General features: G+C 44.0%; 14 protein-coding genes and 1 pseudogene. 6 read left to right on the top strand and 9 right to left on the bottom strand.

Annotated features, from left to right (window positions below; all coding sequences use genetic code 11):
- The first annotated feature begins 21 nt into the window (after positions 1-21).
- The 5 genes from I4V44_RS08065 to I4V44_RS08045 all read left to right on the top strand — a co-directional run bounded on the left by I4V44_RS08065 (position 22) and on the right by I4V44_RS08045 (position 5,522).
- Positions 22-603: a TerD family protein gene (locus tag I4V44_RS08065; protein ID WP_119252761.1), complete on the top strand. Its 582-nt coding sequence runs from the start codon at positions 22-24 to the stop codon at positions 601-603.
- A gap of 97 nt (positions 604-700) precedes the next feature.
- Entirely contained in the window at positions 701-1,282 is a 582-nt protein-coding gene (locus I4V44_RS08060) for a TerD family protein (protein WP_008705353.1), read from the top strand.
- A 27-nt stretch (positions 1,283-1,309) separates the two neighbouring features.
- Positions 1,310-1,918, top strand: coding sequence for a TerD family protein (locus I4V44_RS08055; protein WP_008705352.1), 609 nt, complete (start codon positions 1,310-1,312; stop codon positions 1,916-1,918).
- 104 nt (positions 1,919-2,022) lie between these two features.
- Positions 2,023-4,659, top strand: coding sequence for a cation-translocating P-type ATPase (locus tag I4V44_RS08050; RefSeq protein ID WP_118574203.1), 2,637 nt, complete (start codon positions 2,023-2,025; stop codon positions 4,657-4,659).
- A 77-nt stretch (positions 4,660-4,736) separates the two neighbouring features.
- Positions 4,737-5,522 (top strand): HAD hydrolase family protein, encoded by a 786-nt coding sequence (locus I4V44_RS08045; RefSeq protein ID WP_118759320.1) that lies wholly within the window; start codon positions 4,737-4,739, stop codon positions 5,520-5,522.
- A 53-nt stretch (positions 5,523-5,575) separates the two neighbouring features.
- Here I4V44_RS08045 and I4V44_RS18195 read toward each other — a convergent pair.
- Together I4V44_RS18195 and I4V44_RS08040 are read right to left on the bottom strand one after the other, a co-directional pair.
- Positions 5,576-5,701: pseudogene (locus I4V44_RS18195) on the bottom strand (AIM24 family protein); the annotation flags it as partial.
- A 9-nt stretch (positions 5,702-5,710) separates the two neighbouring features.
- Positions 5,711-7,471 (bottom strand): DUF885 domain-containing protein, encoded by a 1,761-nt coding sequence (locus tag I4V44_RS08040; RefSeq protein WP_196002573.1) that lies wholly within the window; start codon positions 7,469-7,471, stop codon positions 5,711-5,713.
- A gap of 212 nt (positions 7,472-7,683) precedes the next feature.
- Here I4V44_RS08040 and I4V44_RS08035 point away from each other — a divergent pair, with 212 nt between their 5' ends.
- Entirely contained in the window at positions 7,684-8,442 is a 759-nt protein-coding gene (locus I4V44_RS08035) for a C40 family peptidase (RefSeq protein WP_118521510.1), read from the top strand.
- A gap of 592 nt (positions 8,443-9,034) precedes the next feature.
- On the opposite strand, the gene I4V44_RS08030 is transcribed toward I4V44_RS08035, so the two are convergent.
- From I4V44_RS08030 to I4V44_RS08000, 7 genes are all read right to left on the bottom strand, one after another.
- Complete coding sequence (locus I4V44_RS08030) at positions 9,035-9,652, bottom strand: V-type ATP synthase subunit D (RefSeq protein ID WP_055060336.1); 618 nt, start codon at positions 9,650-9,652, stop codon at positions 9,035-9,037.
- Between the two features lie 18 nt (positions 9,653-9,670).
- Positions 9,671-11,053 carry a V-type ATP synthase subunit B gene (locus tag I4V44_RS08025; protein ID WP_026649790.1) on the bottom strand — a complete coding sequence of 461 codons (1,383 nt, stop codon included), beginning with the start codon at positions 11,051-11,053 and terminating at the stop codon, positions 9,671-9,673.
- Between the two features lie 62 nt (positions 11,054-11,115).
- Complete coding sequence (locus I4V44_RS08020) at positions 11,116-12,888, bottom strand: V-type ATP synthase subunit A (protein WP_008705342.1); 1,773 nt, start codon at positions 12,886-12,888, stop codon at positions 11,116-11,118.
- A complete protein-coding gene (locus I4V44_RS08015) occupies positions 12,881-13,468 on the bottom strand; it encodes a V-type ATP synthase subunit E (RefSeq protein ID WP_196002572.1) in 588 nt (195 codons plus the stop codon). The genes I4V44_RS08020 and I4V44_RS08015 overlap by 8 nt, the downstream gene beginning before the upstream one ends.
- Positions 13,469-13,630: 162 nt before the next feature.
- Positions 13,631-13,939, bottom strand: a complete 309-nt coding sequence (locus I4V44_RS08010) for a V-type ATP synthase subunit F (protein ID WP_008705340.1) — start codon at positions 13,937-13,939, stop codon at positions 13,631-13,633.
- 1 nt (position 13,940) lies between these two features.
- Positions 13,941-14,372, bottom strand: coding sequence for an ATP synthase subunit C (locus I4V44_RS08005; protein ID WP_008705339.1), 432 nt, complete (start codon positions 14,370-14,372; stop codon positions 13,941-13,943).
- A 144-nt stretch (positions 14,373-14,516) separates the two neighbouring features.
- Positions 14,517-16,457: a V-type ATP synthase subunit I gene (locus tag I4V44_RS08000; protein ID WP_118521512.1), complete on the bottom strand. Its 1,941-nt coding sequence runs from the start codon at positions 16,455-16,457 to the stop codon at positions 14,517-14,519.
- Positions 16,458-16,487: the final 30 nt, after the last annotated feature.

Genomic DNA, 16,487 nt, shown 5'->3' with positions numbered 1-16,487 from the left:
AAAAAAGGGAGGATGAATGATATGCCTATTAATTTATCAAAAGGACAGAAGGTAGATTTAACAAAGAAGAATCCGGGACTTAAGAAGATCATGGTAGGACTTGGATGGGATGTAAACGCTTTTGATTCAGGTGCGGATTTTGACCTGGATGCAGCAGCATTTATGCTTGGTGCCAACGGAAAATGCCCTACAGAGAAAGAATTCATTTTCTATGGCAATCTGAAGCATGCCAGTGAATCAGTCATCCACATGGGAGATAACCTTACCGGTGAGGGTGAAGGTGATGATGAGCAGATCATGATCGATCTGTCAAAGGTTCCGGCGAATATTGAGAGAATTGCGTTTACAGTTACCATTTATGATGCAGAAGCAAGACGTCAGAACTTCGGACAGGTTTCAAACTCTTATATCCGTCTGGTAGATGAATCCAATGAGATGGAACTGATTCATTATGATCTTGGGGAGGACTTCTCCATTGAAACAGCAGTAGTTGTAGGAGAACTTTACAGACATAACGGAGAGTGGAAGTTTAATGCCATCGGAAGCGGATTCCAAGGTGGACTTGCAGCACTCTGCGGTCATTATGGTATTGAAGTAGCGTAATGTAAGAGACAGTCGGCTGTTTGGTAAAAATACTAAACAGTTATCAGGTATGGAGCTGTATAGCGAAGCGGATAAGACAATATGGGAGGAAAAATATATGCCAGTTAGTTTAAAAAAAGGACAGAAGGTCAGTCTTACAAAAGGTAACCCGGGACTTAAGAATGTAGTTGTAGGTATCGGATGGGATATCAATGCTTTTGACACAGGCGGAGATTTCGATCTGGATGCAGCAGCGTTCTGTCTGACAGATTCCGGAAGGGTTTCTGATTCGAACGATTTTGTATTCTATGGAAATCTTGTACATCCGTCCGGAGCAGTCCAGCATATGGGAGACAATCTTACAGGTGCCGGAGACGGAGATGATGAGCAGATTAAGATCGATCTGTCAAAGATTCCTGCCAATATCACAAAGATTGCATTTACAGTTACCATCTATGATGCAGAGGCAAGACGCCAGAATTTCGGACAGGTTTCCAATGCCTTTGTGAGAATCTTCAATGAAGTGACAGGAGAAGAAATCCTCAGATATGATCTTGGAGAAGATTTCTCTATTGAAACAGCAGTTGTATTTGGTGAACTGTACAAGAATGGTGACGAATGGAAATTTAATGCCATTGGAAGCGGTTATCAGGGTGGTCTGGCTGCTTTGTGCAACAGTTATGGTGTAGACGTAGAATAGTGCCGGAGGGCAACAGGAGGGACGAAAATGTCAGTAAGCTTACAGAAAGGACAGAAGGTAAATCTGTCAAAGGAGCATGCAGGATTAGCAAAGGTGATCGTGGGACTTGGCTGGGATGAGGCAAAGCCATCCGGCGGTGGTGGATTGTTTGGTGCATTATTTGGTTCTTCATCACATCAGGCAATCGACTGCGACGCTTCTGCAATCATGTTGAAAAATGGTAAATTTACAGATAAAACAGACCTGGTATATTTCGGCAATCTGAAACATAAATCCGGGACAGTCAATCATATGGGAGACAATCTTACAGGAGCAGGCGAGGGAGATGATGAGCAGATTGTTATTGATCTGTCAAGAGTTCCGGCTGAATATGATAAGATTGTCATTGTTGTCAATATCTATCAGGCAGTAAAGAGAAAACAGCATTTTGGAATGATCCAGAATGCATTTATCCGTCTGGTTGATGCCAGAAACAATAAAGAAATGTGCAAATATAATTTAACTGAGAATTATTCAGGTATGACTGCGATGATTTTTGGGGAAATATACAGGTATAACGGTGAATGGAAATTCAACGCCGTAGGAAATGGCACAACAGATCCCGGACTTGGGGAACTCTGCCAGAGATTTGTGTGAAAATAAAAAGAGGAGCTGTTATGGTTCCTCTTTTTATATAAAATCCGGTAACTGTCTGTCCATGATTGAACAGTTGCAAAACCCGAAAGAGGAGGTTAATTATTATGAATGAAATAAACAAAGAGGAGCGAATGCAGGGCCTGTCCGGACAGCAGGTCAGCGAGAGCAAGGCGAAGTACGGCACCAATGAGCTAGCGAAGAAAGAGACTGAATCACTCTGGTCCATGTTCATCGGCGCATTTGATGATATCTGGATCAAGGTATTATGTGCGGCTCTGGCTCTTAAAGTTATCCTGGCTGTGTTGGGAATCTTTGTCCCTGCATTATCCGGCGGAAATGATGTTGTGGAGATCATCAGTATTGTGATCGCAATCGCACTTGCTACCGGTTTCAGTACCCTGTCAGAGTACAGAAATACTTCAAGAAGTGAGGCGCTTCAGGAAGAATACAGCAAGACTTATGCCAAAGTCGTAAGAGACGGAAAGCTGGTCAATATTCTTACCAGTGAAATCGTTAAAGGTGATACGATCCTTATCCAGGCAGGAGATAAGGTTCCGGCAGATGGTCTGTTATTTGAAGGTAAGATCAAAGTATCTCAGGCGGCATTAAACGGTGAATCAAGAGATGAGAACAAAGCAGCAGTAACCAATATGGACGAGGCAGAATCTACGGATTACTCCTCACATGGAAAAGTCTTTATGGGTTCTGTTGTGACTTCAGGCGAAGGTTACATGATCGCAACTGTTATCGGAGACAGTTCTGAATTAGGAAAGATAAACAAAGCTCTGACAGATACCTCCGAGGAAGAAGAGCGAAAAGATACTTCCAGCCTGAAGCTGGAGGGTGTGGCAGCAGGTATCGGTAAACTGGGTGTGTCAGCTGCAGCGATCGCAGGTATCCTTCATGTTGTCCTGACTCTGATCAGGGCAGATCAGGCAATCACTGTTGTTTCCGTTCTCCTTGTAATAGCGGAAGCAGTTATGCTTATGGCTTCTATCGTGATCATGGCAGTTCCGGAGGGACTCCCGATGATGAACAGTCTGGTTCAGTCAATGAATACAGAGTCCATGTATAAAAAGAATATCCTTGTCAGCCACAAGGCGGCATTTTCAGATTCTGCTTACATGAACGTGCTGTTCAGTGATAAAACCGGAACGATCACACAGGGTAACCTGTCACTGGTAGAATTTATCACAGGTAACGGTGAGATTGTTGATTCCATTCAGAGCAGTGAGTTTATAGAAGCTATCACCCTGAATAACCTTGCAAAGATTTCCTCAGAGGGAAAGGCAATCGGAAGTAACAACATGGACAGAGCACTGCTCTCTTATGCCATCAATCATGGTTATAATGATTCTGACAATGATCCGGAGAAGGTAGAAGAGATCAGCGGATTTGATTCTGAGAAGAAATGTGCCACTGTAAAACTGAAAAACGGACTTGTTTACTGGAAGGGTGCTACAGAGAATATCATTGATAAAGTAACACATTACATGCTTCCGGACGGGGAAGAAAGAGAGTTTACAAAGGCAGATAAAGATAAAGTAGAAGAACAGATGCATGCACAGGCAAAGAGAACCATGAAGCTTCTCTCTGTAGCGAAAATCAGCGATGGAAAGACTGTTCTTATGGCAGTTCTGTGTCTGCGTGATAATGTCAGAACAGATGCGGTTGAGACTGTTCAGATTCTCAATGATGCAGGAATCCAGGTAGTTATGGTTACCGGTGATGCAGAGGAAACTGCAGTAGCCATTGCAAAAGAGGCAGGTATTCTTGCAGATGAGAAGAAGGATGTGGTTCTTACCCATGAAGAAATGGAGAAATTATCAGATGAAGAGCTGAAGAAAGTTCTCCCGAACCTGAGAGTGGTAAGCCGCGCGAAACCGCTTGATAAGAAAAGACTGGTATCTCTTTCACAGCAGATTGATAATGTCTGTGGTATGACCGGTGACGGTGTGAACGATGCTCCCGCATTAAAACAGGCAGACATTGGTTTTGCAATGGGAGATGGTACAGCAGTTGCACAGGAGGCAGGAGATGTTGTTATCCTTAATAACAGTCTGACTTCCATTAAAGACTGTGTGCTTAACAGCAGGACTATGGCGAAATCTGTCGGAAAATTCCTCATTTTCCAGCTTACTGTAAATATCAGTACTCTGTTAATGAATATCATTGCACCGATCCTGGGATGGACAGAGCCGTTTTCCATTGTCCAGATCCTTTGGATCAACCTGATCATGGATACACTGGCTGCCATGGCGTTTGGTGGAGAACCTATTCTTGACAGATATATGAAAGATCAGCCGGCAAAGAGAACAGATAATATTCTGACTCCGTACATCAAGTCAGCGATCGGAGTAAGTGCAATATTTATTACCCTTGGTTCTATCCTGATACTTGAGAATATCGGCGGCATTACCAGTTGGGTAATCCCTGCGGGCTGTGCAGATCCGGAGCTTTATGAGAAAACATTTATGTTTGCGTTCTTCATTTATGCGATTATCTTTAACAGTCTGAATACCAGATCTGAGAAGTTTAATCTGTTTGAGCATATCGGGGAGAATAAGAACTTCGTACTGGTAATGGGAGCAATCTTTGTTCTTCAGACCATTATCATTGAAATCGGCGGAAAAGTATTTAACACAACTCTGCTTGAGCCAAAGGCATTACTGGTATCCATGGTACTTGCAGTACTTATTATACCGGTGGATCTTATCAGAAAAGCAATCATGAGCAGGTAAACAATACGTATGAAATAATAATTATGGGGCTGTCGCAGGTAATAACAGTGCGGCAGTCCCATTTTTGGAGGAAGCGAATGAATGGCATTTTATGCGCGGACATGGACAATACCATAATATATTCGTATAAGCGCAATATCGGTGAAAATAAATTAAATGTTGAGTTATATAATGGAAGAGAAATCTCGTTTATTTCTGAAAAAACGCATGATCTGTTGAAAAAAGTAAGTGAGAAGATGACTATCATACCAACATCCACAAGGACGGAAGAACAGTATAAACGTATTGATCTGGATATAGGAATCGTACCCTATGCCCTTGTCTGTAATGGAGGAGTACTGCTGGTAAATGGTAAGCGTGACAGAGAGTGGTATCTGGAGTCGCTGCAAATGATCCGGAATAGCAGACCGGAAATGGAAAAAGCGCAGCAGATTCTTGCCGGGGATTCCAGACGAAAGTTTGAGCTGAGATTTCTAGATGAGCTTTTTATTTTTACAAAATGTGAAAAGCCGGAGGAAGTGGTTGAAGATCTGCAGGCAAAACTGACTACGAAGCTGGTGGACGTATTTCATAATGGAGAGAAGGTATATGTTGTTCCTGTAAATCTGAGTAAGGGAATGGCTGTGAGAAGACTTCGAAAGAGACTGCAGCCTGCATATATCATAGCAGCCGGAGACAGCGAATTCGATGTTTCCCTGGTGGAAGAAAGCGACCTGGGATTAGTTCCGGCTGGATTTAAAAAGATTTACGGTAATGGTAGCGACAGATTCAAAGAGACAGTGATGGAAATGGAGGCAGGAAGATTGTTTTCGGAAACATTACTTGAGAAATGTTTGGTTTTATATTTTAAAGAGCCGGACTGACTGCAATTCTATAAAATATTGCAGTCAGTCCGGCTCTTTGTTATATCAGGCTGTTAATCCATACTGACGCGGATTCCGCTCTGACGTTCAGATGGCTGAATGATAACCGTAACATTATCTCCTCCATGCCACTCAAACTGATAAGACTCTCCGGAAGTCTGGCCGATGAAAGTTTTCCAGTAATTCGTTTATTTCATGTATTTTTCCAGAACCGGAAACTGTACAGGTCCGATGTCCAGAATCCGGCGGTGAAATTCTTTCAGGTCGAAATCATCTCCAAGTCTTTTCTGACAGACTGTTTTCAAGTCAAGGAAATTCAGATATCCCCAATAGTATTTCAGATAGTTACCGGGAGTTTCCACAATATACTGATAGATTTCGGCAGCAGTAGAAGCATTGTTGATGCCAAATGCTTTCAGAAAGACAGCAGTGCGGGATGCATCCCAGCCCCTGTAATGAATGCCGATATCGATTAGGGAGTAAATACACAGATTCATACTCCTGTTTAACCAGGCAAGCCGGACGGCATTTTTGACAGAATCCGGATCATTCATAAGGGAGGCGGCATATTCATAGCCGTAGGATTCCACGTAGGTTGCCCAGCCTTCCACATAGCCGGAGGAGGTGACCAGATATCTGATGTCAGAGGGATTGTTTCCGGCAAAAGAAACTGTCTGGTAAAGGTGGCCGGGAAATCCTTCATGTGCCAGTGTGCCGAAAAGTTCCAGAGAAGAGGTGCGCCCGGAATCATTGATGTAGATCACGTTGGGGCTTCGGGTATCCACAGGCGGTGTGAGGTAAAAAGCAGGACTTAAGAATTTCTTCATGGAAGGATGAACGGTGCGGAGTTCGTAAGAGGCATCTTTCAGTTCCGGGAAATCTTTTTTCATCAATTCCGGAAGCTTCTCCAGCATTTGAGTTGGTGTCAGTGTAAGTTCACCGGAACATTGATTCAGCCTGTCGATCAGGGAGGGATCCTGTTTCAGCATAGAAGATATCTCCCGGTAATCGGACAAAAGCTGAGCTGACATCCTTTTCTCGATTTGTCCGACAGGTACATAGGTTCCTGTCTGGCTTTGCAGCAGGTAAAGGTAATATTCACGCCCACCCTCAAAAAATGCCAGGCCCCGGCTGCTTTTGCCTGTACCGCGAAGACTTTCCAGACTGTCTGCCAGTTCCTGATAAGCAGGGATCACTTCGGTTAAGATCAGTTTATGATGATATGTACAGAGTTTTTTCTGATCTTCGCTGCTAAATGCAGGATTGGAGAATGCTTTCAGTTTCTGTGCAAAAATATCATCCATGTAGTTGGAGTCAGGATTTGCGACAAAAGAATGGCATTGTTTCAGGATACGGTCCAGAGTTGTGTCGCTCATGAAAAGCCCTGACTGGGATTTCTGCTTTTCCAGTTTTATAATACTTTGAAAATATGGCCTGACGGTACTCAGAAGTTTCAGATAATCAGAGATATCTTCTTTTGTCCGGAAAGTATATTCCGCCAGAAGAATGGGAAGTTGTGCCTGCACACCCAGGCCTGGTCCCAGCGGCTCATCCAGGGCGCTGTTTTTTCCAAGGGAGGCTCTGGTGTGAAAATAGAGAAGAAGCATATCACAGGTAAGCCGGTTTTCTTCGGAGAGCCTGGAATAGGCAAAGGATTTCAGCTCTTTCTCATATTCCTGACAGAGACTGGTGGTCTTAGCCGGGTCAGAAAGTGCAGTTCCAAGAGTTGCCTCGGGCTTTCTGATACCTTTTTTTTCAGGGTGTGCAAGAGTGTAGTGAAGGGTGAGGTTATTGCTGCATACTTCGGACCGGAATAATTTTTCCGTAAAGGTCTGAAAACGGGAGTTTTCAGAAACAAAGTGGTCGGAGAGAACACCCATGCTGATGCCAATGGCAAAGACCAGACACAGGCTGAGGATTCTTTTGGGGATATTTTTATGAATACGCATATCCACCTCGGAAGCTGCTTTTTACTATTTTATTGAAGGAAGGCATGAAGTATGCTTTCAGTAACCAGTAACGTAACATCCTTTCAAATGCTCGTCACACTTTTTTCATTTGACAAAATTGGGATGTTATGTTAACATACACAAATGTGTAACAAAACGTAATAGAAATGTAATAATTTTGCAGAGATGTATAACAGGAGTTGATTAGTAAAATGAATAATAAAATAAATAATAAAATAAAGACAATTTTGATGGCAGCAATTATGAGTTCTGTGGTTCTGACACAGGGGGTATGCGTAAGCGCAGCACAGTTTGATGATGGTGCGTCAGCGTTTTCTGATGGAACAGGAAGTGTAAGTGCACTGGCAAGTACACTGGCGAAGCAGACAGAGGAACAGACACAGGAGTTTGTTGCGAAGGAAGAGGAAGCTGCACAGATCAGAGAGGAACGCAGAGTGGAGAAAGCGCAGAAAGCTTCCGAAAAAGCAGAGCAGGAGAAAGAAGATGCTCTGCAGTTTATTCAGCAGACAGTAGAAGAAACTAAGAAAAAAGCGGAGGAAGAGGCCAGAAAGAAAGCTGAAGAGGAAGCGAAGAAGGCAGAGGAACAGCGTCTTGAGAAACGTCAGGCGGTTGTGGATTTTGCACTGCAGTTTGAGGGAAATCCGTATGTTTACGGCGGAACAAGCCTGACAAACGGTGCAGACTGTTCAGGATTTGTAATGTCTGTATTTGCTAATTTCGGATACAGTCTTCCACGTGTGGCTGCAGCGCAGTGTGATGCTTCCACAAAGAAAGACATCAGTCAGCTTGAGCCGGGAGATCTGGTATTCTACGGAAGCGGATATGTTGACCATGTGGCACTTTATATCGGTGACGGCAAGATTATCCATGCCAGTGGTGCTGCAACGGGAATCAAGATTTCCAACTATGATTATGAGCAGCCGGCAGCTGTAGGTACGTTTATGGAATAGCTGTAATGCTTAAAATTATATGATTCGACAAATTGCACAAAGAATGTCGAGAGGTGGGAAAAGTGGATAAAGTCATACACACTCTATCCACATACCCGGTTATTGAAAAATCCCGTAAATTAAAGTTATACACAAAGTTATCCACATTATCCACATTTTATATGTGTGGAATACTCGATTTACATAAGTAAAAAAGAAACAGATGTTTTGTGTAAAATGATAAATCGACATTTTTGGACGAAAAAATCCACAAATCTATTGACTTTTTTATATTCTAAAAAACATATAATATTGTACAAAAAAGACAAAATATAATAATATATATATAAATAATCAGAATATTCGAAAAGATATTCTGCTGAAATCTACAACAACAATGAAAAAAAGAATACATTTGACAGAAACAGGAAATTTCCACATAGGAGAGACAGATGTGGATGAGAAATGCACAAAATGAATTCGAATGGGGATAACTTTTCACAGATATTATCCACACAGCATGAAGTCCTGTGTTAGATGCCCTTATCATACGTCAGATAAAAAAGCAGCCGGATGAATAATAAATATTCATTCGGCTGTTTTCAGATATACACTATTTCTGTTTCATTCGTTTGATGACTTTCAGACGGGTAAATTCCTCACGTTCTTTCTCCTCCAGTGCATTCTGGATATCTTTGGTCAGTGCCTCGTACTTCGGAATAGTGATATTCTTCAGAGCATTGGCACGTTTTTGCGTTTTCTTGATATTGGCTGCAAGGCGGATGGCTGCATTTTCCACCATGGACAGGCGGATGGACAGCTCTTTTACCTTTTCAAAGGCAGCCTTGGCTTCGTCCAGAGACATCTTTGTGCTGTAGTAGGCATAGGTGGGAGTGTTAGTGGTTTTGTCATATTCCACCAGAGGAATTTCCGTACCCATAACACTTCGGGTTTTAATGCGTATAGAGTTCTCGACAGGAACCGTACACGCGATCTGCTGGACAAAGGCGATACCAATCTCCATGTTGGCTTTCTGCAGTGCTGTATAGGCAGCGCGGAAAGTCACATCGATCTGTGTCTGGATATCCTTTGCCTGATCGATCAGCTCCATCATTTCACGAATCAGGATGTTACGCTTCTTATCCATCAGCTCATAGCCCTGACGGGAAAGCTTCAGTGAATTCTTTGCAAGTATCAGGTTTCCCTTGGTGGGAAAGGTATTCGGATCCATGTAATCACCTCGCTTCTTTTAGCGTACTGTTTCGTGATAGTACTTGTCGAGGATCTTCGTATCAATTCGGTCGAGCTCTTCTTTCGGAAGAAGTCCCAGAAGCTCCCAGCCCTTATCCAGGGTTTCGGTGATGCTTCGGTTCTCGGTTTCGGACTGGCCGACAAATTCACTCTCAAAGGCTTTACCAAATACCAGATAGCGTTTATCCAGCGGGGAAAGCTCATCCTCACCGATAACGGAAGCAAGGGCTCTGGCATCTCCAACCTTTGCATAGCAGGAGAAAAGCTGATTTGCCACGTCCTGATGGTCTGCTCTTGTATAGCCTTCACCAATACCGTCCTTCATCAGACGGGAAAGAGATGGCAGTACGTTAATAGGCGGATAGATTGCCTGTCCATGAAGCTGTCTGTCCAGAACGATCTGACCTTCGGTGATATAACCGGTAAGGTCAGGGATGGGGTGAGTGATATCATCGTTTGGCATGGTCAGGATCGGGATCTGGGTTACGGAACCCGGTTTGCCTTTTACGATACCTGCACGTTCGTACAGGGTTGCAAGCTCGCTGTACAGATAACCCGGATAACCTTTACGGGACGGAATCTCACCTTTGGAGGAGGAAACCTCTCGCATGGCCTCGCAGAAGGATGTGATGTCTGTCAGGATGACCAGGATGTGCATTCCTTTTTCAAAAGCAAGATACTCTGCGGCAGTGAGGGCAATTTTCGGTGTAAGAAGACGTTCAACAACCGGATCATTTGCAAGATTCAGGAACATAACTACATGGTCTGCAGCACCGCTTTCCTCGAAGGTACGGCGGAAAAATTCCGCTACGTCATATTTGACACCCATTGCCGCGAAAACAATGGCAAAATCTTCATCAGAGTCTTCTCCCAGAGAAGCCTGCTGTACGATCTGTGCAGCCAGCTTGTCGTGTGGAAGACCATTTCCGGAAAAGATCGGAAGCTTCTGTCCTCGGATCAGGGTGGTCAGTCCGTCGATTGCGGAAATACCGGTGTTGATATAGTTTCGGGGATATTCACGTGCTACTGGGTTCAGCGGCAGACCATTGATGTTTAATTTTACCTCCGGGGTGATGTCCCCCAGACCGTCGATGGGCTGTCCGATACCGTTAAAGGTTCGTCCGAGGATTTCCGGGGAAAGCCCGATTTCCATGGGACGTCCGGTCAGCCGGGTATGGGTATTGCCTAAGGACATACCGTCTGTTCCTTCAAAAACCTGGATAACAGCTTTGTCCTCATAAATCTCAATAATACGGCCGATCTTGCGAGTCCCGTCATCCATGTGAAATTCTACGATTTCCTCATAGGAGGCATTCTTGACGCCTTCCAGGACCACCAGAGGTCCGTTTATTTCGCTTAAGCCTAAATATTCAATTGCCATAAACTTCTCCTCTCTGTTACGACTCATAGCCGTTTATGACTATGAATGTAACTGTTCCGGCATCAGCCGTTTTTTTCCATTATGTTATCATAGAAAGTATCAATGTCCTGCTTGTATTGGTCAAATTTATCAAGCTGATTATTTGCCACATCATATTTAATGGAAATAATTTTTTCAAAAATGTTGTTGCCCTCTTTCAGTACGGAAACCGGCATTCCACGGTTGATGAGTGCACGGCATTTTTCATAAAGATAGAGGATCGTTTCCATCATTTTAAACTGTTTTTCCATTGGTACGCAGGTGTCTTCTGCGTGAAAAGCGTTCTGCTGGAGGAAGCCCAGACGGATGACTCTGGCAATTTCCAGCGTCAGTTTCTGGTCATCCGGAAGAACGTCGCTTCCGATCAGCTTGACGATCTCCATCAGGGAGCTCTCCTGATTCAGGATTGCCATGAGCTGATTCCTGTCTGCTACAAATTTCGGGGAAACATGTTCTCTGTACCATGGAGTCAGGTCTTCCAGATATTCACTGTAGCTGGTGAGCCAGTGGATTGCCGGGAAGTGACGGGCATAGGCAAGGGATTTGTCCAGTCCCCAGAAGCAGCGGACGAAACGTTTGGTATTCTGTGTGACAGGCTCTGAGAAGTCACCACCCTGTGGAGAAACTGCTCCGATAATGGAGACAGAGCCTTCGGTTCCGTTTAAGTTCTGCATCATTCCTGCACGTTCATAGAATGCGGACAGCTTGGATGCCAGATATGCAGGGAAACCTTCCTCTGCAGGCATTTCCTCCAGACGGCCGGACAGTTCTCGAAGAGCTTCTGCCCAACGGGAAGTGGAGTCTGCCATGATAGCTACGTCGTAACCCATGTCCCGGTAATATTCCGCAAGAGTTACACCTGTATAAATAGAAGCTTCACGCGCCGCAACCGGCATGTTGGAAGTATTGGCGATCAATGTGGTTCTGTCCATCATCAGGTTTCCGGATTTCGGGTCGATCAGTTTACTGAAATCTTCCAGAACCTGAGTCATCTCGTTTCCACGTTCTCCGCATCCAATGTAGATGATAATGTCTGCATCAGACCATTTTGCAATCTGATGCTGAGTCATGGTCTTACCTGTACCGAAACCTCCCGGAACAGCGGCTGTACCGCCCTTGGCAATCGGGAAAAGAGTGTCCAGGATACGCTGACCTGTGACAAGTGGGACGCTTGCAGGGAAACGTTTGTGGGTTGGTCTCGGGATACGGATCGGCCATTTCTGTGCAAGTGCCAGATCTTTGGTGGTTCCGTCTGCGAACTGAATGGTTACGATCGGTTCCAGAATGGTGTATGCTCCGTCAGATGCCGCGTGGATAACTGTGGCTTCTGTAAGATTCGGAGGAACCATGGATTTATGGAGAATGGAGTCTGTTTCCTGAGTTTCTGCGATAACAGAGCCGGGACCTACAACATCTCCTTCTTTTACTATGATGTGAGTGTTCCATTTCTTTTCTGTGTCAAGAGAATCAACGCTGACACCTCGTGAAATATATTTGCCTGAGGCTTTGGCAATCTCTTCAAGAGGGCGCTGGATACCATCAAAAATATTGTGGATGATTCCAGGTCCCAGAAGTACAGAAATGGCATCTCCGGTTCCTGTAACTGTATCGCCCGGTTTCAGTCCTGTAGTCTCCTCGAAAACCTGTACGGTGGTCATGCCTTTCTTCAGGCCGATGATCTCACCTACCAGATGTTCCGGACCTACATAAACCATCTCGGAAATCTTAAATCCGCTGTCGCCCTTCAGATAAATGACGGGGCCGTTGACACCGTAGATAATACCTGTATTACTCATGTTCTGGTCCTCCGTCAAACTTGAATTCTTTGTATGCTGCCTCAAAATTTCCTGCAAAAGAGTGATCAATCAGGATGTTTTTCTGAGGAATCGTAGCGCGGATACCGCCAAGAAAAGAGTCCTTTGCAAGCTGGATAGCAGTACCTGTTGTATGCTGAAGTTTCTCTGCAAGAGATCTGTCCTCCGGAGAGAGATAGATGGTAATCTCATCATTTCCTGCGAAATCCAGAGCTTCTTTGATCTTAGCAGTTAAATAGTTCTCATACTCCGGAGTTTTGGTAAAGGATTCCAGAAGTCCTTTTACTTCGGAGAAAATTTTCTCTTTTAATTCGTTTTGTTTTCTGGTCCAGTCACGCTTGATCGTGAGCTGTTCTGCGGAGAGAGCCTTGTTTATTTCACGTCGGGCGCTGGCAGTTTCCGCTTTGATCTGTGTCTGGGCGTTTTCTTCACTGAGAGTTTTGTGTTCTTCTGCCATTTTCTCCAGAGTCGCTTTATGCTCATCGAGAATGGCGGCAGCTTTTTCGTGGGCTTCCTCTACAGTGATATCATAAAAATGGCTGAGTTTTTCATCAATTGTCATGTTAACACCTGCCTGTAATATTTAGATTGTAACTGTTCACTCCGTTCACAGTAACGTAGCCAAAATTCATTCCAGATTGCCTGCGGCAATGGGATTTTGGCTTGTATGTCTCGAGATAGTGGTGTGTGAACAGTAACATTAGATTTACTATTGGTAACTGTTTTACAGTTTTAAACCAATAGCTTCATTCACATATGAAGTGATAAAATCCGGTTTGCGGCCAGTACCGTGCCTGTCGGGAATTTCAATGATCAGAGGGGTCTTGTGATGAAGCTTTACATCATCTATAATTTCGGGAAACTCCCGACCGAATTTCTCGGTCAGGAGTATGATTCCGATTTCCTTATTGGAGATGGCTTTCTGCAAAGCATCTTTTAATTCATCATGTGTGTGTACGACCACGCCCTCCACACCTGCCAGTCTCATCCCTGTGTAGGTATCGATATTGTCGCTGATCAAAAACATCTGCATCTTATAACTGTCCCAGGATCATGAAGGAGATGATCAGTCCATAAAGGGCAACACCTTCTGCAAGACCTACGAAAATAAGAGATTTACCAAGGATACTCTGATCCTCGCTGATAGCGCCTAAGGCTGCGCTTGCCGCACTGGCAACGGCAATACCACCACCGATACAGGAAAGTCCGGTTACAAGAGCTGCTGCGATATAACCCATACCTGTTGCAAGTGTGCCTTCAGAGCCTGCAGCGGCCTGTACGGAAGAAGCACCTGTGAACATAACTGCAATGGCGATAAGCATGGTTCCAAAGAAGAAGAATGCGTTTACACCGAGAGCTGTTTTGTAACGTCCGCGGTTTTTTTCACCGATGAGATAGTAGCCAAATGGAAGAATGATGCTGAGTACCAGTGCGATTGCTAAAATGATCTGTGCGATTGTTGTCATAATTAAATCTCCTCTTAGTTTTTGATTTTGCTGTTCATATATATCATATTTATTCGGCTTCGAATATCTGGCTGACCGACAGATATGGGTTTCCCGAGGATGATATATAAATGAAAATAGTATAATTTCTGATGATCTTTCTGTCTATTTTACAGAGCGGAACGGCTCAAATTTACGTCCTGTACCTTTGTAGAAGCGGCTGAACATTTCATAATATTCCAGACGAAGCACCTGGATACCGACGATCAGGCCCTCCATACCACATACAAAAAGGTTTCCCAGAACTACTACTATCCAGTTCAGGTTTCCGCTTTCTGCGCCTGCAAGCATGAGAACGACTTCCATCATCGCTGCATGGCTGACTGCGAAAGCTCCGATACGGACGAAGGAAAGGGTATTGGAGAAGTAGCTTAACAGGACTTCAAACATTTCAAAAAGTCCCTGTACAACGAACATTCCCTTCTCTTTTGGCATAACTTCTGATTTCTTCTCAATGAGGGCTGTAAGTGGCTCTTTCAGGAAGATTAGGATCAATGGTACGCCGAACATGATAAACAGTACGATTCCGCCGGGAAGTGTTTTGCCATTCAGTATAAGTGCAATGGAGACAACTGCAGAGCCGTAGAATACCAGACCAGCCACTGAGTTTGTATCAAACCAGATGTGTTCTACATCTCCGGCTTTCCAGGCGTTCAGAATGTTAAATACCATACATAAAAGGATTAGGCACATACCAAAACCAATGGCAACAATAAATACCGTATTCAGCTTTCCGATAAACGGAACTGACATCATATTGTTCATCGGGCGAAGCCACAGGGCTGGTATCACATCTTCAAATCCGAAGATACTTCCGAACATAAATCCGAAGATTGTGGAGAACACACCTGCACAACTGATAATGCCTGCCAGTGTGATATGTTTGAATTTATAAAGCAGGAAACCACCGATAAAGAGCAGCAATCCCTGCCCCACATCACCGAACATTGCACCGAAAATAAAGGAATAAGTCAGTGCCACAAACCATGTGGGATCCATCTCGTTATAGGCCGGAAGACCATACATTTTGATGTACATTTCAAATGGTTTAAACAGTTTCGGGTTCTTCAGTTTGGTAGGTGGCTGCTGGTGGATGCCTGGCTTCAGATGTTCGTCCTCTTCACCGTCAATAATGCAGAAAATGCGGCTGTCGTCTTTGATATCATTCTGGAAAGAATGGGCATCTTTCTCTGTCATCCATCCACATAAGATATAGAAAACGTCCTTATCCCCATGTGTACATGCTGCAAGTCTGCGCACATCAAAGTTACCGGAAAGTTGTGCGATAGCATTGCGTGATGCAACGATATCTTTCTGATTTCTAAGAAGAAAATCTGCTTTTTTCTGATCGGCAGATGCCAGATCAGCAGCAGCTCTGTTGCGTGTTTCAGTCAGTTGTTCGAAAGCTTCTTTTGCTGTTCCCTCATACGTATCCGGCATATAAATACGCTCGAAGTGCATGGAAGAATAGACGGCTTTTACTTTCTGGGCTTCGTGCTCCGGGACAAAATACAGACCCCAGACATACTGGTCATCTTCATCACATTTAATGAAAATTGTGTCCAGATTTTCGTAAATATACTTTTCAAATTTCTGGTAATATTCCTTCTCAATCCTTCCGAAACGGAAGTGGATGAACTGGAATTTCAGGATTGAGGAAATATTGTAATTAATATTTCTGAACGGGCGGATCACTCGCAGAGATTCATCCAGAGCTGCAAGCTGACTCTCCAGATCAGCACGTTTATTGCTTAGTTCCTGATAATCAGACTGAATCCGGCGGATTGTATTTAAAGCCTGTTCAGTATTCATGGGTTTGGCAGAAATCTTCTCCGGATCTGCCAGTTCATCATAGAAACTGTTGGCAGTAGAGAGTGCTTCCTTATATGGATTGATTTCCATAAACGGAGAAAGACTCTCTACTGCGGTCAGCTCGGAAAGGGCATTTTCCAGATGAATTTCGTACTTGGAAAGATAGGTGTTTACCACTCTGTCAATATCGGTCTTAGGACCGGTAATGCTCAGGAACTTCATTTTCTCAATCATAAATTCACCTCCTGGTTAATGTTCTTTAAA

The organism is Blautia sp. 1001283B150304_161114_C9 (assembly GCF_015668165.1).
Classification (GTDB): Bacteria; Bacillota; Clostridia; order Lachnospirales; family Lachnospiraceae; genus Blautia_A; species Blautia_A wexlerae.
This window is presented reverse-complemented; position numbering and strand designations above follow the sequence as displayed.